Here is a 21,123-nt window from a genome sequence, read left to right on the forward strand (position 1 = left end):
AGGAGAGTAACATGAAAAAGATGAGTAAACATATAGTTTTATCATTTGCGGTGAGTTCTTTGCTCTTTTCTCAAGCTTATGCTTTGCCACAAGGAGGTAAATTCACTCATGGTTCAACAGGAAGTATAAGTTCAAGCAATGGCACGATGAATGTCATAGGAAACAATAAAAACTCTGTTATTCAATGGGGTGGTGGTTTTAATATAGGACAAAATGAAACTGTAAAATTTAACGGAAATCAACAAAACTACCTAAACATTGCTTATCAAAAAGATGCTTCTAAGATAGATGGAAAACTAGATGGCGGCACCAATAACATCTTTTTAGTTAATCCCATGGGAGTTTTGATTGGCAAAACAGGAACTATCACTGCGGGAAAATTTGTAGCTAGCACAACACCTTTAAAAGATTCAGATGTCCAAAATTTTATTTCTCAAGGGATGAATTTTTCTCCAGTATTTGATGTAAGCAAGCAAGGAAATATTATAAATCTTGGAAAGATCAATGCAGATAATATTGTTTTAATAGGAAATAAGGTTGAAATCAATAAAGGAAAAATTACTTTGGATGTATTAAAACTTGAAGGTAATAAAGTTTATGTTGATGCTGGAGTGGTAAAAGATACAAAAAATATCGTAGCCAAAGCAGAGCAAGAAGCTATCATTCAACAAAGCATAACAAGTTTTGAAGAAAATGGAGCTTTATTGGGTAATTCTAGTAGTAAATTTAGTTTTGATGATAGTAGTAAAGTTAAAAACTGGACTAAATATGGAAGTATTGCGGATGCAACAGAATGGAATAAATTTGCTGATTTTTGGAATGTAAATAAAGAAAAATTTAGAACAGCTTTTGATCATTTTCGTTTGATTGATGATATTGATTTTAGTGGCGTGAAAACATACATAGTAGGCGATAATACAAGCAATGCTTTTGCTAAATCTTTCGATGGTTCTGGTTATGCTTTAAAAAATGTTAATATTAATTCATCAAATCAATATGTAGGAATTTTTGGAGTTGTTCAAAATAGCTATATAAGAAACCTTAATATTCAAGGATTGAAAATTGCTTCAACTGGTTATGATGCTTATGTTGGAGGTATAGTAGGGCAAAATATTGCAAACAGTTATACGGGTTTTGAAAATGTGACTGTTAATGATCTCGTTATTAATACAGCTGTAAATACTAAAGTTGGCGGAATAATAGGCTGGGGAAATGGTAGTGGAGGGAATAACACTATCAATTTTACAAATGTTGCTATTAATAATATAAGTATAGTAGCAAAAAAAGGTTCTTATGTGGGTGGCATAGGCAGACAAATTGATGGTGGTAATTTTAATAATGTTGTGGTTAATGACATAGAAAAACTTATAACTTCTGGGAATGATAGTAAAACAGGAGGATTTACTGGAAAAGTTGGAAATTTAAAGATTAATAATGCTTACTTATTTTTATAAAAATGGAGCAATTTTGAGTGCTGGAAACTATAAAACACAAGCTGGAAAAGTTATTGGTGATCCTGGAATTAGTGTAAATAATAATTTTAGTAATATTTATGTTTATCATAATTTAGAAAATGGTTGCATTGATGAAGGACAGAATTTTTTTAAGTCTGTGCAATATAATAATGAAGTAACAGGAAAAAAAAGATTTTGATAGTGCTGTAAGAAAGAAATTTAACGATATAAAATATCTTGATAATAATTCTTATGCTTTTGCTGATTCTTTTACCAAGGTAACAGATGCTGTGAAATTATCCAAAGACGACTTTGACCCTAAATTGCTTCAAAGAATTTTAGATGATTTGATGAATGGAAAATACACTTATGATTTTGATACCAAAACTTGGATTTACGCAGATAGCAAGGGTGTGGCAGGGGAAAATGAAGCCAGTGAGATCACTCAAAGTTTAAATTTCTTAAATACATTTAAAGATACTGGAGTAGAACAAGAATTTTTAAAGTTATGGCAAGGTTCGCAAGAACAAAGTTATAAAAATTATACCAATCTTTATGAAAAATGGACGCAAAAGAAAACTGCTATGGATAAAATCAAAACCGGCAAAGGTTGTTTCGCTAGTTTTAAAGAAGAATTACAAAAATACCAAGAAGCCTTAGCTCAACTTGACAAAGAAAACAAAAACTATGAAAAAATCAAAGAATCAGGCTTAGTTAGCGATGAAACGCTTAGAGTTATGTATGCAAAACTTTTAGAACAAAAAGAAGCTCTTGAAAAGCAGTTTGCGGATCTTAGTGGAAATGAAGGATTTCACTATAAGCTTGAAAATGAGATTCTAAATTCTCAAGGTTTTGCTATAAATGGAAGCGATGTAGATGGTAAAGTGTACACTGGAAAATATAATTTTGAAGGAAAATTAGCCTCATTGCCAGAAAAATCAAATATATCTATCTATGAGCCAGATAAACAAAAAAAAGAGGGAGGGGGTGAAGATCCAGACAAACCTTCTGTATTGCCGCCTGAAATTCCTGAAAAGGTTGTAGAAGCTCCTATAAAAATTCAAACTAAAGTAGACACAAAAAAAAGATGATGATCAAGTGGACATAGGAAAAACAGATGCTAGAAGTAGTGGTTTGCGTTGTATTGTAAGTGATAATTTTAAGACAATGAACATTTGTGTAAATGCAAAATAGGAAATAAAAATGAGAAATTTAATCTTATTGCAAGTATTTTCACATGCTGAAGAGCTAAATAATAATAAAATAAGAGAGCTTATAGAAAGCTCTTCTGAAGCAAATGGACCACAAAATAAAAATTAAAAAATACATTAAAAAATCAAAAAAGCCCTGTAAATTTTAAAGAGCAAAATACTACAAATATTGCAAATTTATAAACTGATCAAAATGAAGCTAAGGTTTTTGTAAGAGAGTATGTTTTGCATATCGATAATAAAGATTTGACATTTAAAAAATTAAGAATTAGCGAAAAATAAATTCAAGATGCAATAGCTGAATATCGCAACCAAGAATTAAGCTTACAAAATTTAAAAGATATAACAAACATTATAGCTTATTATTGTCAATTAAGTAGCCATCCTTCGGCAACTGCTTATATACCACCGCAAGATTTAAGTTCTAACAAAGTGCAAATTAACATAGCTTTTGGAACTTTTAGGAAAAGTAATCATTAAAAACAACTCAGGTGTCAGAGATTATGCTTTAGAGAGTAAATTGAACAAAAATCTTAAAGGGAAAGTTATCACAACTAAAAATGTGGAAAATGAAATTTATAAAATCAATGAAATATACGGAATCCAAACCAATGCTAATTTACAATCAGGTGATGGTTGTGGAGAAAGCGATGTTATTATAGAAGTAAACAAAGGCGAGATAGTGTAACTTTAACTTTATATTCTAACAACTATGGGACTAAAGAAACAGGTCGTTTTAGAGCAGGAATGAGTCAAAGTTTAAACAATATAGCAAGATAAGGGGATAACTTAAATTTTTATCTTCAAGATAGTGATAAAAATCAAACAGATTATGGGATTAATTATAGTACTTTTATAGGGAATTTAAAAATTACTCCATTTGCAACTCAAGGACATTATATTCCTGGCAGAATTTATAGAAATCTTAGTTTTTATAGGGACTCTATGAATGTTGGAGTAAATTTTTCTTATCCTGTGTTTTTATATACTGAGTATTCTTTATATCTTGTTTCGGGTTTTACTCATAAAAAGATTAAAGATTATTATCTTGATGGTTTAGTAAGCAATGAAAAAGCGAGAAATAGTGTAAATTTGGGCATAGAAAGAACTTATAGAGGTTTGGAGAATAATGTCCTAAGTTATACTTTAAATTTTATATATGGTAATGTTGAAAATGATGGTGATTTTTCTGGATTTAATGGAGTAAATTTAGGAAATTTTGGAAAAATGAATTTAAATTTAAGCAACAAATATCAATTCTAAGAACGCTTAACTCACATTTTTCAACTTAATTATCAAAAAGTTATCAGCGATGCTGTTTTAGATAGTAGTGAATCCGTATCTTTAGGTAGACCTTGTGGTATATGTGTTTGTTTAGAAGGTGAGGGAAGTGCGGATAATGTTGTTTCTGGCGCCTTGGGAATAAGATTTCAAACACCTTTAGAAGGGCTTTACTCGACTCCTTTTTATGATATAGGGTATTCTTGGTATGAAAATAAAGAATATTAAAGTGAAAATCATTATCTTATGGATGCAATGGGTATACAAATACTCTATACAAGAAGTGCTAATTTTTATGTAAAAATGGATGCTGCAAGAGCTGTTCATCGGTTTAAACACGATGGAGAACATCGAGCAAGAGTTTATGCAAGCCTAGAAAAATACTTTTAACTTTGGGGTGATTGGAAAATCCCCCCCCCCATTTTTAAACCCACCAAATACTTATATAAATACTTACACAAATATTTATACTATTTAATCCTTTGTTTAATACACTTTTAAGTTTAATTGGTTATACTTTCATTTCCTTTTTTTGAAAAAAGGACTTAAAATCTTTTACAATGTCCGTGATTATACAGATGTGGAAACGCCTTGCTCCATCCCGAACCAAGAAGCTAAGCACATCGTGGGTGATGATACTACGCCTTACTGGCAGGGGGAAAGTAGCTCATTGCGGACTTGTTAATTCTGCTTTATCTTATTCTTATAGATTTAAAATCTTAGTTTTTATATGTCAATCGTTGTTTTTATATTTAATTATTTTTTTATGTTTATAGGTTTAATTAGCTTGGGTTAATTTAATGGTTGTTTGAGTTGCTTAGTTTATATGTTTTTATATCTCAATTATTCTTTTTATTTATTGAATCTTTTGTATCAATAATTAATCTTTTATGTTTACTTGTATAGGTTTATTTATTCAATCTATTTTTATGTGTCAATTGTTCTTTATATGTCTAGTTTATATTTTATTATGTAGGTTGGGTTTATTCAATAATTGGGTTGGATTTTTAATCACTCAAGTTTATTTTATAGTGTTTATTGAGGTTTTATGGGTTGGGGGTTGTTTATGATGAAATAAATATTGCTGTAAATACATGCAAGGGTTTAGTGTTGTCTAAAAAAAGATTACTTGCTTTAAATTTATCTTTTTTTATTCAATAAAACTCTCACTTCTTAAGTGGGAGATGAATTGCTTACAGTGTTAGTTGTACGGCTCTAGTTAGGTATTTGACATAATCAGTATTTTTATAGAATACCTATGCGGAATAATGCTAGAAACTCTTAAAAAATATGCAGAAAATCAAGGCATAGAAGATAATTACCCTAAGAAAAAATATATAACCAAAAAGAAAAAAAGCCCTAATGAAACAAAGCAATGCAAATAACCAAAGGTTTTAAATATAGAATTCTACCTAAACAAAGAACAACAAAAGCTTATTAATCATCAATGTTTCATCTATATCAAGCCTATAATATTTGTTTAAATTTACAGCAAGAGCAGTGGGATAAAAATAAGAATTTAGATAAAAAAGATAGGAGTTATTTAAAGGCAAGTAAGATAGATAATCAATAAAACTAGCCTTATAAAAGCAAGAGAATTAAGCTATAAAAGTGTTGTAACCCAACAAGCAAGGATTAATCTTCTCGTGCCTTAGAGCAAGCAATTAGAGATAAAAAAAAGGCTTTCCCAAATTTAAAAACTCTAAATTTGCAAAGCAAAGCTTTAATTGGAATAATCAAGCCTACAAAATCAAAGATAGTGATACTACTAAGTTTAAGATATTTAGACTTATGAATACATTTTTTAAAATGCGTTATCACAGAGATTTACCAAATACTTATAAGTTTAATCAAATCACTATTATCAAAAATCACAATAAATACTATTTAGCTTTTAGTATCATTTATGATGAATCAAATGTTTCTTTAATATCTAGCAAAGATTTTGATATTAAAAAAGCAGTTGACATTGATTTAAATATCAATGAGATTACCTTAAGCAGTGGAGAGTTAATAGCTACTAACTTAAAGCTACTTAGTAGAGCTGAATATTAAAAGATTGCAAAGAAAACAAAGCAGGAGAATATTAAAAACAAAAAAGGAGAAAACAAAGTTAAGCCATAATTTCAAAAAAACACAATTAAAATTAAATAAAATCTATGAAAAAAGTTCAAATATCAAAAAGGATAGTTATCACAAGATAACTTCAAAACTCATACAAGAATTTGACTTGCTAGCAGTTGAAGATTTGCAAATTAAGAATATGTGTAAAAGAGCTAAATTAAAGAATATAAAAGCTAAAAGTGGTTTAAATAAATCTATTCTTAATACTTCATTCTATCAATTCTCTCAATATCTAGAGTATAAAGCAAAGCATAATGGCAAATTCTTTATAAAAGTCAATCCACAATATACAAGCAAAACTTGTAGTGTATGTGGAAATATCAAAAAAAATCTTATGTTTAAAGATAGAGTGTATCTTTGTGAAAAATGTGGCAATACTTTACATAGAGATATTAATGCTGCAAATAATATCTTAAAGCGTGGATTAAAGTCGTTTGGGTTAGGAATTAGCCTTGAGGACTATAAACTCAAAGCCTTTCGAATTAGCTAATACTAGTTAGCTTTAGCTAGGAAGCTTCTACTTCTAAGCGTTAGCAAAGCTGGAGTGATTTGCATTAAAAATAGAGTATATTGTGAAAGATTTAGCTTAATTTATATACCAATGGTATTTTTATATGAAAAGTTTTTTCATATTGTGGAAATTTTTTAGAAGCTATGCGTATAGTTTCTAAAGCACTTTTATTTAGAAAATCATATTTTGAAGGTTTAAGTATTTTTAAATTTTCTAATTTCTTTTCTTTTGTCCAGGTAAATTCTACAAGAACCTCCCCACTCATACGCATTTTTCTAGCTTGTCTAGGGTAGATTAGGGCTTCATCGATTGCTGATTTTATTTCTTTTAAAAATTCACTATTGCTAGTTAAAGATACGCTTTGGTAAGAGCTGGCTTGTGGAGTTTGTTGCTGCATGATTGGTTGTTGCATGTTTGTATCTTTTTTGGGTTGACTTATTGCTTTTGCATTTGCTGGAGGGATTATTTTTTTAGGTTTAGCAATAGGTTTTTCCTTTCTCGGTTTTATTTTTTTTATTTCTTGCACAGGTTCTTTGGGCTGCACATTCGAAGGCTCTTGTATAGTTTGTGTGGGTTGTGTCGGTTTCATATCGGAGGAATTCTGTACAAAATGTTTGATTGCCATATTAAATTTATTTTCTTTAATAGTTTCATTGGGTTGTATGTGTAAAAAATCTTTAGAATAAAGAAAAACAAAAAATAAAGGTGTAAAAACAAATAAAGTGATAAAAGAAGATTGGTTTTTATGATTGCTTATAAATGTTTTCATCTTTTACTCCGTTATGATTTTATTTTTTGATTTAAATATCTTTATTTCTTAAACACATTCTATGGTAAATTGTTTAAAAAGATAAATTTTGAAACAAATTTCACAGAGAAAAATAACAATCAAATAATCAAGCTTGTATCTAAAAGATATTTAATTTTTGCTATTTACTTCTCTAAAAAAAACTTATATTTTTAAGAATTATAGCAAGAAAAAATAAATTTTTAATTAATACTAATTATCACAATTGATACAAAATTTATCTTAAATTAATAATTATTATCATAATATTTTGATTTCTAAATCAATATTTAACAAAAGGAGAAAAATGAAAAAAATATGTCTATCAGTTTGCGCCATTGGTCTCTTAAGCTCCAATGCCATATCGCAAAATGTAGAACTAGATAGCTCAATCGTTAGTGCTTCTGGCTTTACTCAAGATATTAAAGAAGCTCCTGCTACTATCAATGTTATCAGTAAAAAAGAATTACAAAGTAAGCCTTATAGAGATGTTGCAGAGGCTATCGCAGATATCCCAGGCGTTGATTTATATGCTAGCAAGGGAAAAACAGGTTCTTATAATATTACCATGAGAGGTATTACGGGATATACTTTGGTTTTGATTGATGGACGCCGTCAGGGTATTGGCGGGGAAGTTGGTCCTAATGGCTTTAATGAAATTTCAAATTCTTTATTACCTCCAATTTCTAGCATAGAAAGAATAGAAGTTATAAAAGGTCCTATGAGTACTTTATATGGCTCTGAAGCTTTAGGCGGGGTGGTAAATATCATTACCAAAAAAGTAAGTGATAAATGGGAAACTTCTGTAAGTTTGGATGCTCTTTTAAATGAAAATAAAGATTGGGGTAATACTTATGGAACAAGTATTTATTCTAGTGGTCCTTTGATGAATGACAAATTGGGTCTAACACTTCGATTTAGAGAATTTTACAGACAACAATCTAATGTTGAATTTACAAATGGAAGTGGACAAAGAGTTCAAGGAGATCAAGCTCAAAGTCCTACAAAGGCAAATAATTTTAACATAGGAACAAGAATTAGTTATTTGGCTAATGATTATAATACCTTTATATTTGATATAGATTTTTCAAGAAATCATTATGATAATAAACAAGGTCAATTAGGAACCATCACAAGTCCAGGTAGTACACAAGGTAGCTTAACGGGTGGCTATGCGGATATTATGGAAGTTGATAAATTTGTGACTTACTTAAGTCATGAGGGTATTTATGAAAATTTTTCTATTACCTCGACTTTGCAATACAATAGAGTAAGCAATAATGGTCGCGAAGTTGTAGGACAAGCAACGCAGCCATTTTTGGGAGAAAATAGAGATATAGTCGCAGAAGATATTATCTTAGATACAAAATCTGTCATTCCTTTAGGACAGAATCATATTTTGAGCGCAGGTGGTGAATATAGGCTTGAAAAAATGCAAGATAAAATAGCTAATCCGACCAATTTTGATCAGTATTTATTGGCAATATTTGCAGAGGATGAGTACAGCATAAAAGATAACTTAAGATTGACTTTTGGAGCAAGATACAATCATCATGAAATTTTTGGAAATAATATTTCGCCAAGAGCTTATCTGGTTTATAATCCTACTGATGAACTTACTTTAAAAGGCGGTGTATCTACGGGTTTTAGGACTCCTTATGCAAATCGTTTGATAAATGGAGCTTATAATTATAGTGGTCAAGGTAGATTCCCTATATATGGAAATCCTGATTTAAAAGAAGAGACATCTTTAAATTATGAAATAGCAGCTATTTACAATAATGATTTGTTTTATGTTTCTGCGACAGGTTTTTTAACAAATTTTAAAGATAAAATTTCAACCCAAAGATATAATAAAGACGATATGATTCCAGGAATTGGTGCTTGTGGTGCTAATAGATGTTTTAAGGCAATCAACCATGGCAAGGTTGAATATAAAGGTATAGAGCTTGGAGCAGGGATAAGCCCTCTTGATAATTTAAATGTAAATTTTGCTTATACTTATCTTGATAGTGAGGTTAAAGAAGCACAAGATAAAAGTGTGATAGGTAAACCTGAGCAGGATAGTTTAAAACATAATATTATGTTGAAAACTGAATACAGCTTCTATAATAAAATTACCCCTTGGATAAAAGGCGAATGGCAAATAGATCGCTATATGGGTGATACTAATATAAATAGGGAATATTATAAGGATATCTTTTTAGCTTCTATGGGTGTGCGTTATGATATCAATAAGCAATGGAGTATCAACGCAGCTATTTATAATCTTTTTAACAAAAGTTTTACAGATGGTTGGGAATCTTATCAAAATAGCGGTACTACTACTTGGGTCAATACTTACAATCGCATAGAAGAAGGAAGAAGAATATATATTTCCATTAATGGTAGTTTTTAAGCTTTGATAGAAAAGCCAAAGAGCTTGTAAAGGCTTCTTTGGTTTTTTGTTTATAGCATCTTGTGCTTTTAAAAAAGTTAAATTATCGAATCTATTTAAAATTTCTTATCTAATTATCACCCTGTTTACCAATATTGAAATATATCCTATCCTTATAAAAAAGTAACTAATAAAACTTTAGTTATATAGACTAAATAAAATTAAGTATATTTTTTTATATTTATACTTGACAAAATAACACTCAATGTTGTATAATATATCTAGCAATCAAAAAATAGAGTGCTAGATATAAAGGAAAACATGATGAAAAGTCGAGATAAAAAGGATTTGATTTTAGAGTCTATTATCCAAACTTATCTTTTGGATAATGCACCTATTGGTTCTAATGAATTAAATTCAAACCTTTGTATACCTGCTTCGACTATACGCGTTTATCTTAAAAGACTTAGCGATGAGGGTTTGATCACTCAGCTTCATATAAGTAGTGGTAGAATTCCTACTATTTTAACGATGCAAAATTATTGGCAAAGTTTTTGGGAAAAAGAACAAGATAAAAATATCCATATCAAAAACGAAAGCTTTTTGAAAGAGTTAAGTAAAGAATTTGAAATTTATTGTCTTGTTTATGGAGGTAGAAGTTTAGTACTTAAAGAAGTACTAGATCTTAATACTAAATTTATAGTGCTTGATTTTGAAGATGAAGAGCTGGTTTTAAAATACGAAAAAGAAGCGTGGAATTTTTTACAAAGTCTTATAGGGCTTGATCTTTCTAGTATAGAAAAAATAGCTTTGAGAGTTCATTTTATAGATCTTGTAGAAAAAATAGCTAGCTTAAGACAAAATTTGATTTGCTATAGAAGTAATGAAGAAAGAGCTTATCAAATTTATCAAAATGATGAATTTGTTAAGCTCTTAGATTGTCAAATTCACCGTCATTTTAAAGAAAGTCTTGAATTTGAACCTTTATTTAAAGAAGGTTTTATGGGGCTTAAGGTAGATGCGCAGTTTTTGGGCGAAGATGTAAATATTATCTTAGCAGGTAGTGTTTATACGGATTATAAAAAGATATTACAATACATAAAGGAGGCGGCATGAGCGAACAAAAGCAAGAAATTGAAAATGAAAATGCACAAAATTCTGAAAATTTGCAGGATGATTTGCAAGATAATGAAAAAAACGAAACAAATGAATTACAAAAAGAATTAGAGGAATTAAAAGATAAATATATGCGTGCAAACGCTGAATTTGAAAATATTAAAAAAAGAATAGAAAAAGAAAAGCTAAGTGCTATGGCTTATGCAAATGAAAGCTTTGCAAAGGATTTGCTTGATGTTTTAGATGCTTTAGAAGCAGCTGTTAATGTCGAATGCCAAGATGAAATTAGCTTAAAAATCAAAGAAGGAGTGCAAAATACTTTAGATTTATTTCTTAAGAAACTTGAAAAACATGGGGTGGCTCTTATCAAAGATGAAAAAGAGTTTGATCCTAATTTACACGAAGCAATGTTTCATGTAGATAGTGAAAACCATCAAAGTGGTGAAGTGGTTCAAGTGCTTCAAAAAGGTTATAAAATAGCCGATCGCGTGATCCGCCCAACCAAAGTTAGTGTAGCAAAATAAATTTTAATAAAAGGATAAAAAATGAGTAAAGTTATAGGTATAGATTTAGGAACAACCAATTCTTGTGTTGCTGTGTATGAACGCGGCGAGAGCAAAGTAATCCCAAACAAAGAAGGAAAAAACACAACTCCTTCAGTGGTAGCTTTTACAGATAAAGGCGAAGTTTTAGTAGGCGATAGTGCAAAACGCCAAGCGGTAACCAACCCTGAAAAAACCATTTATTCTATCAAAAGAATTATGGGTTTAATGATCAATGAAGATGCGGCTAAAGAAGCTAAAAATAGACTTCCTTACCACATCACCGAAAGAAATGGTGCGTGCGCAATAGAAATCGCAGGTAAAATTTATACTCCGCAAGAAATTTCAGCGAAAGTTTTAATGAAACTAAAAGAAGATGCTGAAGCTTTTTTGGGCGAGAGTGTTGTAGATGCGGTTATTACTGTGCCTGCGTATTTTAACGATGCACAAAGAAAAGCAACAAAAGAAGCAGGAACTATCGCAGGACTTAATGTATTAAGAATTATCAATGAGCCTACTTCAGCAGCTCTAGCTTACGGACTTGATAAAAAAGATAGTGAAAAAATTGTGGTTTATGATCTAGGTGGGGGAACTTTTGACGTTACTGTGCTTGAAACTGGCGATAATGTAGTAGAAGTTTTAGCAACAGGTGGTAACGCTTTCTTAGGTGGTGATGATTTTGATAATAAACTTATCGATTTTCTAGCAAGTGAATTTAAAGATGAAACAGGCATAGATCTTAAAAATGATGTTATGGCTTTGCAACGCTTGAAAGAAGCAGCAGAAAATGCTAAAAAAGAATTAAGCTCAGCTAATGAAACTGAAATTAATTTACCATTTATCACAGCTGATGCGAGTGGCCCAAAACACTTGGTTAAAAAACTTACTAGAGCTAAATTTGAAGGTATGATTGATTCTTTAGTGGCTGAAACCATCACTAAAATCAATGAAGTAGTAAGCGATGCAGGGCTTAAAAAAGATGAGATCAAAGAAATCGTTATGGTAGGGGGCTCTACTCGTGTTCCTTTAGTGCAAGAAGAAGTGAAAAAAGCCTTTAATAAAGATCTTAATAAGTCTGTAAATCCTGATGAAGTTGTGGCTATCGGTGCGGCGATTCAAGGTGCGGTTATAAAAGGTGATGTAAAAGATGTGCTTTTACTTGATGTTACACCGCTCTCTTTGGGTATAGAAACTCTAGGCGGGGTAATGACTAAGATTATCGAAAAAGGTACAACTATTCCAACTAAAAAAGAGCAAGTTTTCTCAACCGCTGAAGATAATCAAAGTGCTGTAACTATCAATGTTTTACAAGGGGAAAGAGAATTTAGTCGTGATAATAAATCTTTAGGAAATTTTAATCTTGAAGGAATTCCACCAGCACCACGCGGTATGCCACAAATCGAAGTTACTTTTGATATCGATGCAAATGGTATTTTAACTGTTAGTGCAAAAGATAAAGCAACAGGTAAGGCTCAAGAGATCAAAATCACAGGTTCAAGCGGACTTAGCGAGGAAGAGATTAATAACATGGTAAAAGATGCTGAACTTCACAAAGAAGAAGACAAAAAACGCAAAGAAGCTGTAGATGCTAGAAATGCAGCTGATAGCTTGGCGCATCAAGTAGAAAAATCTTTAAGTGAGTTGGGTGAAAAAGTTGTCGCTGCTGATAAAGAAAATATTCAAAAAGCTCTTGATGATTTGCGTGAGACTTTGAAAAATCAAAATGCAAGCAAAGAAGAGATTGAAAGCAAAATGAAAGCTTTAAGTGAAGTTTCTCACAAACTAGCTGAAAATATGTATAAAAAAGATGAGCCAAACACAGCAAATGATAAAAAGAAAAAAGATGACGATGTAATCGACGCTGAAGTTGAGTAATCTTAAAATCTCTATTCAAGCCTTTTTAAAAGGCTTGAAAATTTTTTAAAATTTTAAAAAAATGACAAAATCTGTAAAATATAATTTTTTTATTAGCTTGCTACCTAATTTTTCATTGATTTTTTAACCAATTCTTTTTGAAGTTCTAATTTAAATCAGACAATTCATTTTAGTGTAAGCAAACTAAAAAATTAGCAATAAAATAAAATTAATCTAAAAACTTTTTAGATATAATCTTAATAAACATAAAAGGAAAAATTTGAATTTATCATTTAAAACCTTTGATATTTCCAATACACAACGATCAAAAGCTAAAAAAGTGCAGGGTAAAAAATATGAAATTTTTCTTAATGAAAATGAGCACAGTCTTATAACTCCTAAAGTGTCTTTTAAAGAAATTTTGAGGTATTATTATCTTTATCCAAAAAATGCCATCCCTTCTTTTAAGTTACCTTTTTTCAAGCCTGATTTGAGTGGTTTTAGCACTCCGCATATTACTTGGCTTGGACATTCTTCGCTTTTTATAAGTTTTAAAGAATATAAAATTTTGATCGATCCTGTTTTTAACACTCATGCTTCGCCTATTTCTTTTATTAACAAGGCTTTTAAAAATGCTCCTGTTTATAATGTAAATGATTTTAATGAAATTTTTGCTGTGATTATCACGCATTCACATTTTGATCATTTAGATGCTAAGAGTGTCAAAGCTTTAAAAGAAAAAGCACGATTTTTTATCACACCTTTAAAAGTGGGAAATTATCTAAAAAGCTATGGGGTGAGTGAGAAAAAAATCATAGAGCTTGATTGGTGGAGCGGCATAGAATTTGGTGATTTAAAAATCATTGCAACACCTGCACAACACAGTTCAAGCAGGGGAGATGGTAAAAACAAAACCCTTTGGGCTTCTTTTGTGATGGAATTTTTAAGTGTAGATAAGAGAGTGTTTTTTAGCGCAGATGGAGGGTATTTTACACATTTTAAAAAAATAGGTGAGTATTTTGGAGATTTTGACTTAGCTTGTCTTGAAAGCGGACAATTTAATATCGCCTGGCCATATTCACACTCTTTTCCTGAGCAAATTTTAAAAGAAGCAAAAGATCTTAATGCAAAAGCTGTCATGCCTATACATTGGGGGAGATTTTTAGCAGGAACTCATGCATGGAATGAGGTGGTAAAATTTCTTTATGAAAATTTAGATTTACCCCTTATCACACCAAAAATGGGCGAGGCTTATGAAGTAGGAGCTAAATTTAAACAGGATTTTTGGTGGAAAGAAGAATAAATTAACACAAGTTTATAATTTATATTTTGGCTTTTGCTATAGTTTTATAAAACTAAAAAAGGAGATTTTGTGAAAATCATTCAATGGAATGGAGCGGAATTTAGCCCAAAAGAAGTGAAAATCAATGTTTTAATTGATAATGAAAAAGGTAAAGAAATTCAAATTTTATTAGCTAAAGATAGCGTGATGAAAGAGCATAAAGCTCCTTTTGCTATACATGTTCAAGTTTTAAGCGGTAAAATTTGGTTTGAAGTGGAAAAGGAAAAATTTGAATTAAATGTTTTAGATATGATAGGCCTAGAGGCAAATGTAGCGCATTCTTTAGGTGGATTGGAAAATTCTATAATAAGATTGAGTTTAAATAAATCAGATAGTATTCAAAGGGTAAATGCTGTGCTTAAAAAGCCTTGATTTTATTTTGATTTTATAAGGTTTTAATTTGCTTAAATAATTCTAGGCTTTAACCTAGAATTATTTATAGTTTTTAATGAAATTTGCTATTCTTTCTAAACCTTTTTTGATAAGCTTATCGCTCGTAGCATAAGAAAGCCTAAAATATCCATCCATTCCAAAACCTATACCTGGAACAACGGCAACTTTTTCTTGTTCAAGTAATTTTTGGCAAAATTTCATAGAATCTTTTTCTATTTTTTGTATATTTACAAAAAGATAAAAAGCACCTTCTGGTTTATAAATACTGATCTTTGGGATTTGTTTAAGCATATCTAAGGCTAAGTTACGGCGTTTTTCAAAAGCTTGACGCATTTTTTCTATATCTTCATCACATTCTCCATTTAAAGCAGGAATGGCTGCATGTTGAGTGATGGAGCAAATATTTGAAGTGCTTTGTCCTTGAAGTCTTTTAACAGCTGAAATTAGGGCTTTATTTTTGCTTGCCATATAGCCAAAACGCCATCCTGGCATAGCTCCACATTTGCTAAGTCCGTTAATGGTCACAGTGCGTTTTAAAGCATCTTCGCTTACACTTGCAAAAGCTACAAAATCAAAACCATCATAGCGAAGTTTTTCATACATTTCATCACTTAAAACAGTAATTTGCGTTCCTTCTAAAACTTTAGCAATTTGAGTTAATTCTTCTTTAGAATAAATCGATCCCACAGGATTTGAAGGAGAATTTAGCATCAAAACTTTGGTTTTAGCTGTGATAGCTTTTTTTAATTGTTCAGCGGTAATTTTAAAGCCATTTTCTTCTAAGCCTTCTATAAATACAGGTTTTCCACCTGCAAATTTTACCATTTCAGGATAGCTTACCCAGTAAGGACTAGGGATAATCACTTCATCATCTTTTTCTACTAAGCATTCTATACATTCAAAAAGAGAGTGTTTTGCGCCTACATTGGTGATGATTTCATTTGTTTCATAATCAAGATTATTATCTTTTTTAAATTTGGTTTGAATAGCTTTTAATACTTCAGGAATTCCTGCAACAGCAGTGTATTTTCCACATCCTTTTTCAATAGCACTTATAGCGGCATTTTTGATGGTTTGTGGTGTATCAAAATCAGGTTCACCCGCTGAAAAACTAATGATATCCTCGCCTTTGGCTTTAAGTTCATTGGCAAGTGCAGTGATAGCTAAAGTGATAGATTCTTCTAAAACTTGAGATCTTTTTGTAAGCATTTTTCAATCCTTGATAATTTTTGTTTAATTTTAGCAGAAAATTGCATTTTTACAATAAATTTAATTTAAAAATGAGTTGTAAATTTCAATAAATGTGAAAATTTGTATTAATTTTTAGGAAAAATTAATACGCATAATAATACATATAATTTTATGTATTATAAAAAATTATTATTTTTGTGATTCAGGTTGTTTTAATATAAGATTTTCAAGTTCTAAAATTTTCTTTTCTAACTTTTCTAGTTTGTCATCGCAATTTGCATCTATGGCTCTAATGTTTTTATTTTTACGCTCTTCGATAATATAAGCAGGAATTCCAACGGCAGTTAAATTTGCACCTACATCTTTAACCACTACAGCATTTGAGCCTATTTTGGTATTTTCTCCTATGGTGATATTGCCAAGCACTTTTGCGCCTGAGCCTATGATCACTCCTTTTTTTATGGTTGGATGGCGTTTAGTACCTTTTTCAAGGCTTGTTCCACCTAAAGTAACGCCTTGATAAATTAAAACATCATCTTCTATAATTGCTGTTTGACCTATAACCACTCCATTGGCATGATCTATAAAAATACGCCTTCCAAGTTCTGCTCCAGGGTGCAAATCTACCCCAGTTAAGAATTGTGAAATTCCGCTAATCATTCTAGCAATGCGTTTAAAATTTCTTATGTAAAAAAAATGTGCAAAGCGGTAATTTACTACAGCCCATACTCCAGGGTAATTAAAAAAAAGTTCTATACAAGAATTAAAAGCTGGATCTTGTGCCTTTGGCTGAGAAAAATCTTCTTTTATAATACCCCAAAAATTCATCTAAACTCCTATGCTTTTTAAATAACCATTATCATTTAAGAAAAGATAAAGTTCGCCTAAAATATGCTTTTTTTGCTTATCATTTACAAGCTTAGAATTACTTATGCGTTCATTAAGTATATCCATGATAGCGTGTATATCATAGTCTAAATCTTCTAAGGTATCAAGTATGGATTGCGCTTCTATAATCCCCTCGACTTCATAGCCTTTTTCATTGATGCTTATAATAGCTTCAGTAGGATGAGTAAAAAGATTGTGTTTCATTCCAAGTACTTCTTGATAGGCACCTACAAGAAAAAACCCTAGAAAATAATTTTCTTTTTCTACATCTACATCGTGCAAAAATAAAGGTTTATCTTTAGAGTATGAAATTTCTCCATCGCTATCGCAGGTTATATCCCAAATACTTGCACTTCGTGTCGGTTCTTCATCTAAGCGATCAAGTGGCATGATGGGGAAATTCTGTTCTAAACCCCAAAAATCAGGCATGCTTTGAAAGAGCGAAAAATTTACCAAATACCTTTCTTGCACTTCATCTTGTATGGCAAGTAAATCCGCAGGATTTTGCTTATCGCCTAAAAGCAAGATGGCTTTTTTTGTAATCAAATGAGTTAAAATTTCAGCATTGGAACGATCTTGTAAATCCACATAGCCCAAATCAAAAAGAGTTAAAATACTCTCTAAATGATCTATGCTATCGTGCAAGTATTCTAAAGCATTGGAAGGTTTTATACTTTTATAAAGATCATAAAGCTCATCGATAAGTTTTGGATTTTGTTTTTTAAGTATGAGTTTGTTTTCTGCGTATTCTTGAGAAAAAAGTTCTAATACAGGAGCGATTAAAACAGCGTGATTAGCTGCTACAAAACGTCCACTTTCTATGAAAATATCAGGCTCTAAATCTTTTTTTTGTTCGGCTATGTTTTTTAGGATAAAAACTACATCGTTAGCGTATTCTCTTAGGGTGTAATTTCTACTTTTTTCATTTTTAAATTGTGAGTATTCCACAGCTAAACCGCCACCAAGATTGATAGCTTTTAGATTTTTAGCTCCCATTTTTCTAAGTTCTGTATAGATATTTCCTGCTTCATTTAAGGCTTTTTTCAAGGGGTGAATTTCGGTAATTTGTGAGCCTAGATGAAAGTGAATCATGGTAAATTGTTCTAAAAGTTTGTTTTCTTTGAGTAAATTTACCGCTTCTATGAGTTCAGTGGATGTAAGTCCAAATTTAGAATTAATCCCACCGCTTTTTGCCCAAATTCCAACTCCAGCAGAATGCAAACGTACACGTAAGCCTATATTTGGTTTAGGTTTAAAGCGTTCTTTAGCTATGTCTATGATAGCTTCAAGTTCATTAAGTCCTTCTATGGTTAAAGTGATATTATGTCCCATTTCAGCTGCGATAAAGCCTATGTTGATAAGTTCTCTATCTTTAAAGCCATTTACGGTAATAGGTGCGCCTTCGTTATTATAAGCCATAGCGAGTAAAAGCTCTGCCTTAGAACCTGCTTCAAGTCCATAGTTATAGTCTTTTCCAAGTTTTACAAGATTTTTTACAAAACCAGGGTATTGATTGACCTTTAAAGGATAAACAGCGTTAAATCCTCCTTTATAGCCAAATTCCTTTCTTGCTTTATTGAAATTTCCGTAAATATTTTCAATTTGTTTTTGGATAAGATGAGGAAATCTTAAAAGTAAAGGCCCCTTGTATCCATCATCTCTTAATTCTTTAACTATATCAATAATAGCAGGTTTTTTCTCGTAATTGATACAAACTTTACCATTTTTGATAATGAAATTTTCATTTCCCCAAATATCAATACCATAATCCATCATAAAACCTTCTTTAAGTCTGAAATTTTAATCATTTTTTCTTCTTTTTTTGCTAAATTTTTATAAAACAAACTTTCATTTTGTGCTTCATTTTCTCCCATGCAAAGAAAAATTTCAGTATTATTTTTATCCGCGTTTTCAAGATGTTTGGCTAGTTTTCTTGCTTCATAGCTTAAAAGTACTTTATATTCTTTTCTTAAATTTGTAGCGATATGCAAAAGTTTTTGGATATAAATTTCATCCATAGCACAAAGATAAATTCCTTCTCTTTGAATCTTTTCTTCTTTTTGTTCTAAAATAGTTATAATTCTTTCTATACCCATGGCAAAACCTATACCATAGCCACTTTTTCCACCTAAATACTCTATAAGTCTATCGTAGCGTCCTCCACCTGCGATAGCAGCCTTTGCTCCTATTTCATCGCTTATAAATTCAAAAGCCGTTTTAGAATAATAATCCAAACCCCTCACAAGTTTTGAATCTAACTCAAATTTAACTCCATTATCCTTTAAAATTTGTTGCAGTGTTTCAAAGTCTTTTTGGCAAGAGGTGCATAAATTATTGATCAAAAGCGGAGCATTTTCAAGCAAATTTTGACAATGCTCATTTTTACAATCTAAGACACGAATAGGATTTAAATTTTTTCTACGCAAACAATCTTCACAAAAACCTTCTTTGAAATCTAAGAATTCAACGAGCCTATCGCGGTATTTTGGCAAGCATTGTGAGCAGCCTAAAGAATTAAGTTGAAGTTTAAAATCAATACCAAGGCGTGAGAAAATTTCTACTAGCATTAAAATAATGCTTGCATCTTCATAAACATTAGGTATGCCAAGGCTTTCAACTCCAAATTGATGAAATTCTCTTAAGCGACCCTTTTGAGGTTTTTCATAACGAAACATAGAACCATGATAAAACCATCTTTTCACACTAGTGTTTTTATCGAGTTTTTTTTCTATATAGGCACGCACCACCCCAGCAGTTCCTTCAGGACGCATGCAAACATGATTTTCACCTTTATCGATAAATTCATACATTTCTTTACCTACTATATCAGAACTTTCTCCTACGCTTCTTTTAAAAAGGGTGTAAAGTTCTAAATGCGGTGTATTGATAAAAGTAAAGCCATAGTTTTTAGCTACTTCTTCGCAGGTTTTAATCACTTTTTCATAATAATATGCATCTTTATCTAATAAATCTTTCATTCCTTTTAAAGCGTTAATCATTGTAAAAATTCCTTTATTTGTTGGTGTAATTTTTCTTTACTTTCTTTTGCGTCAAGTGTTAAAATTTCTACAGAAATTTTTTCTTTTAAAAAATGAAGCACTTTTTCGAGTTTGTCCTGTACACTTAAAAAATACTCAATGCCACGTTTTTCTATACTATCTAGTTCTTTTTGACTGAGGCGTTCTTGGATAAGGTTTGCATCTCCTTTTAAAAAGATAATTTTTTGTGGAAAAAAATTTTCTAAAGCAAAACTATTTAAAGCAAAAAGCAAATCGTTTTCAAAATCTTTGGCATAAGCCATGCCTGAAATAAAACTTCTATCGCTAATAATGAGTTTGTTTTGATGGGTTTTTAAGATTTCTTCAAAATGTTGAGCACGATCAGCTAAAAAAAGCAAGAGTTCAGCTCTTTTGTTAATAGGATGAGTTTTATTAAGTAAAATTTCTCTTAAATGTTTTCCAAGTTCTGTTCCGCCAGGTTCGAGTGTGAAAATGGCATCTTTGTAAATTTCTTTTAAAAGTGAAATTTGCGTACTTTTTCCTACGCAGTCAATACCTTCAAAAACTACATACAAGATTGATCCTTTAAAAAAGGTAGAATTTCTTTTGGAACAAGAGAACTTACATCACCCCCATGTGCTACTATAGAACGCACAATAGAACTTGAAATAAAAGCATGTTTTAGACTTGGCATAAGATAAATGGTTTCCATATCTTCCCAAAGTGCGTGATTTGCATAGCCAATTTGCAATTCGTATTCAAAATCACTCACTGCTCTAAGTCCACGGATTATAGTATTAACTTTTAATTCTTTGGCTAAATCTACAAGTAAATTATCAAAAGCAATGATTTTAACATTTTTTAAATTTTGTGTTGCGAGCAGGGCTAGTTCTTTGCGTTTTTCTAAATCATAGCAAGGTTTTTTATGTTCACTTTTTGCTATGGCAACGATGACTTCATCAAAAATTTTTAAAGCCCGTTTTATAACATCTAAATGCCCGTTGGTAATAGGATCAAAAGTCCCAGGATATAAACAAGTCATTTTTGCTCCAA

Annotated in this window: 21 protein-coding genes, 1 rRNA gene and 2 pseudogenes; 17 read left to right on the forward strand and 7 right to left on the reverse strand. The window is 30.9% G+C overall.

Going from position 1 to position 21,123, the window contains the following annotated elements; translation table 11 throughout:
• Positions 1–11 precede the first annotated feature (11 nt).
• The 11 genes and pseudogenes from FBF06_RS04230 (at position 12) to FBF06_RS04260 (ending at position 6,560) form a co-directional block, all read left to right on the forward strand.
• Complete coding sequence (locus tag FBF06_RS04230; protein WP_052795838.1) at positions 12–1,454, forward strand: filamentous hemagglutinin N-terminal domain-containing protein; 1,443 nt, start codon at positions 12–14, stop codon at positions 1,452–1,454.
• A gap of 157 nt (positions 1,455–1,611) precedes the next feature.
• A pseudogene (locus FBF06_RS04235) lies at positions 1,612–2,545 on the forward strand (hypothetical protein).
• Positions 2,546–3,007: 462 nt separating this feature from the next.
• A complete protein-coding gene (locus FBF06_RS09730; RefSeq protein ID WP_285895007.1) occupies positions 3,008–3,145 on the forward strand; it encodes a hypothetical protein in 138 nt (45 codons plus the stop codon).
• Positions 3,117–3,353, forward strand: a complete 237-nt coding sequence (locus tag FBF06_RS09735) for a hypothetical protein (protein WP_020246950.1) — start codon at positions 3,117–3,119, stop codon at positions 3,351–3,353. Before FBF06_RS09730 ends, FBF06_RS09735 begins: the two co-directional genes overlap by 29 nt.
• Before the next feature lie 257 nt (positions 3,354–3,610).
• On the forward strand, positions 3,611–3,928 hold the full coding sequence (locus tag FBF06_RS09740) for a hypothetical protein (RefSeq protein WP_002858604.1): 318 nt from the start codon (positions 3,611–3,613) through the stop codon (positions 3,926–3,928).
• A 264-nt stretch (positions 3,929–4,192) separates the two neighbouring features.
• Positions 4,193–4,336 carry a hypothetical protein gene (locus FBF06_RS04245; protein ID WP_164071403.1) on the forward strand — a complete coding sequence of 48 codons (144 nt, stop codon included), beginning with the start codon at positions 4,193–4,195 and terminating at the stop codon, positions 4,334–4,336.
• A gap of 172 nt (positions 4,337–4,508) precedes the next feature.
• Positions 4,509–4,625 (forward strand): 5S ribosomal RNA (gene rrf, locus FBF06_RS04250).
• 589 nt (positions 4,626–5,214) lie between these two features.
• Positions 5,215–5,309 (forward strand): annotated as a pseudogene (locus tag FBF06_RS04255) (hypothetical protein).
• Positions 5,310–5,393: 84 nt separating this feature from the next.
• A complete protein-coding gene (locus FBF06_RS10015; protein WP_002852480.1) occupies positions 5,394–5,519 on the forward strand; it encodes a hypothetical protein in 126 nt (41 codons plus the stop codon).
• A 218-nt stretch (positions 5,520–5,737) separates the two neighbouring features.
• Positions 5,738–6,001 carry a hypothetical protein gene (locus FBF06_RS09745; RefSeq protein WP_032591225.1) on the forward strand — a complete coding sequence of 88 codons (264 nt, stop codon included), beginning with the start codon at positions 5,738–5,740 and terminating at the stop codon, positions 5,999–6,001.
• Between the two features lie 4 nt (positions 6,002–6,005).
• Entirely contained in the window at positions 6,006–6,560 is a 555-nt protein-coding gene (locus FBF06_RS04260) for an RNA-guided endonuclease TnpB family protein (protein ID WP_002780048.1), read from the forward strand.
• 91 nt (positions 6,561–6,651) lie between these two features.
• Here FBF06_RS04260 and FBF06_RS04265 read toward each other — a convergent pair whose 3' ends face one another.
• Positions 6,652–7,350, reverse strand: coding sequence for an energy transducer TonB (locus FBF06_RS04265; RefSeq protein WP_002776622.1), 699 nt, complete (start codon positions 7,348–7,350; stop codon positions 6,652–6,654).
• 325 nt (positions 7,351–7,675) lie between these two features.
• Here FBF06_RS04265 and FBF06_RS04270 point away from each other — a divergent pair, with 325 nt between their 5' ends.
• From FBF06_RS04270 to FBF06_RS04295, 6 genes are all read left to right on the forward strand, one after another.
• Positions 7,676–9,766, forward strand: a complete 2,091-nt coding sequence (locus FBF06_RS04270; protein ID WP_052796033.1) for a TonB-dependent siderophore receptor — start codon at positions 7,676–7,678, stop codon at positions 9,764–9,766.
• Between the two features lie 300 nt (positions 9,767–10,066).
• Positions 10,067–10,861: an HrcA family transcriptional regulator gene (locus tag FBF06_RS04275; RefSeq protein ID WP_011049776.1), complete on the forward strand. Its 795-nt coding sequence runs from the start codon at positions 10,067–10,069 to the stop codon at positions 10,859–10,861.
• Positions 10,858–11,385: a nucleotide exchange factor GrpE gene (gene grpE, locus FBF06_RS04280; protein ID WP_002859792.1), complete on the forward strand. Its 528-nt coding sequence runs from the start codon at positions 10,858–10,860 to the stop codon at positions 11,383–11,385. Before FBF06_RS04275 ends, grpE begins: the two co-directional genes overlap by 4 nt.
• Positions 11,386–11,406: 21 nt before the next feature.
• Complete coding sequence (gene dnaK / locus FBF06_RS04285) at positions 11,407–13,278, forward strand: molecular chaperone DnaK (RefSeq protein WP_168977549.1); 1,872 nt, start codon at positions 11,407–11,409, stop codon at positions 13,276–13,278.
• Positions 13,279–13,537: 259 nt separating this feature from the next.
• Positions 13,538–14,560 (forward strand): MBL fold metallo-hydrolase, encoded by a 1,023-nt coding sequence (locus FBF06_RS04290; RefSeq protein ID WP_002868517.1) that lies wholly within the window; start codon positions 13,538–13,540, stop codon positions 14,558–14,560.
• A 69-nt stretch (positions 14,561–14,629) separates the two neighbouring features.
• Positions 14,630–14,971, forward strand: coding sequence for a cupin domain-containing protein (locus FBF06_RS04295; protein WP_002869841.1), 342 nt, complete (start codon positions 14,630–14,632; stop codon positions 14,969–14,971).
• A 60-nt stretch (positions 14,972–15,031) separates the two neighbouring features.
• Here the strand turns inward: FBF06_RS04295 and FBF06_RS04300 are convergent, their stop codons facing one another.
• The 6 genes from FBF06_RS04300 to coaD form a co-directional block, all read right to left on the reverse strand.
• Positions 15,032–16,201: a pyridoxal phosphate-dependent aminotransferase gene (locus FBF06_RS04300; RefSeq protein ID WP_002860745.1), complete on the reverse strand. Its 1,170-nt coding sequence runs from the start codon at positions 16,199–16,201 to the stop codon at positions 15,032–15,034.
• Between the two features lie 171 nt (positions 16,202–16,372).
• Positions 16,373–17,011 carry a serine O-acetyltransferase gene (gene cysE / locus FBF06_RS04305; protein ID WP_168977550.1) on the reverse strand — a complete coding sequence of 213 codons (639 nt, stop codon included), beginning with the start codon at positions 17,009–17,011 and terminating at the stop codon, positions 16,373–16,375.
• Positions 17,012–18,847 (reverse strand): biosynthetic arginine decarboxylase, encoded by a 1,836-nt coding sequence (gene speA, locus FBF06_RS04310; RefSeq protein ID WP_010891885.1) that lies wholly within the window; start codon positions 18,845–18,847, stop codon positions 17,012–17,014.
• Positions 18,844–20,070, reverse strand: a complete 1,227-nt coding sequence (hisS, locus tag FBF06_RS04315) for a histidine--tRNA ligase (RefSeq protein WP_168977551.1) — start codon at positions 20,068–20,070, stop codon at positions 18,844–18,846. The genes speA and hisS overlap by 4 nt, the downstream gene beginning before the upstream one ends.
• Positions 20,067–20,645 carry a dTMP kinase gene (gene tmk / locus FBF06_RS04320; RefSeq protein ID WP_002867977.1) on the reverse strand — a complete coding sequence of 193 codons (579 nt, stop codon included), beginning with the start codon at positions 20,643–20,645 and terminating at the stop codon, positions 20,067–20,069. Before tmk ends, hisS begins: the two co-directional genes overlap by 4 nt.
• Positions 20,636–21,112, reverse strand: a complete 477-nt coding sequence (gene coaD / locus FBF06_RS04325) for a pantetheine-phosphate adenylyltransferase (protein WP_002852633.1) — start codon at positions 21,110–21,112, stop codon at positions 20,636–20,638. Before coaD ends, tmk begins: the two co-directional genes overlap by 10 nt.
• Between the last annotated feature and the right edge of the window lie 11 nt (positions 21,113–21,123).

Source organism: Campylobacter sp. CFSAN093227, from assembly GCF_012897855.1.
GTDB lineage: Bacteria > Campylobacterota > Campylobacteria > Campylobacterales > Campylobacteraceae > Campylobacter_D > Campylobacter_D jejuni.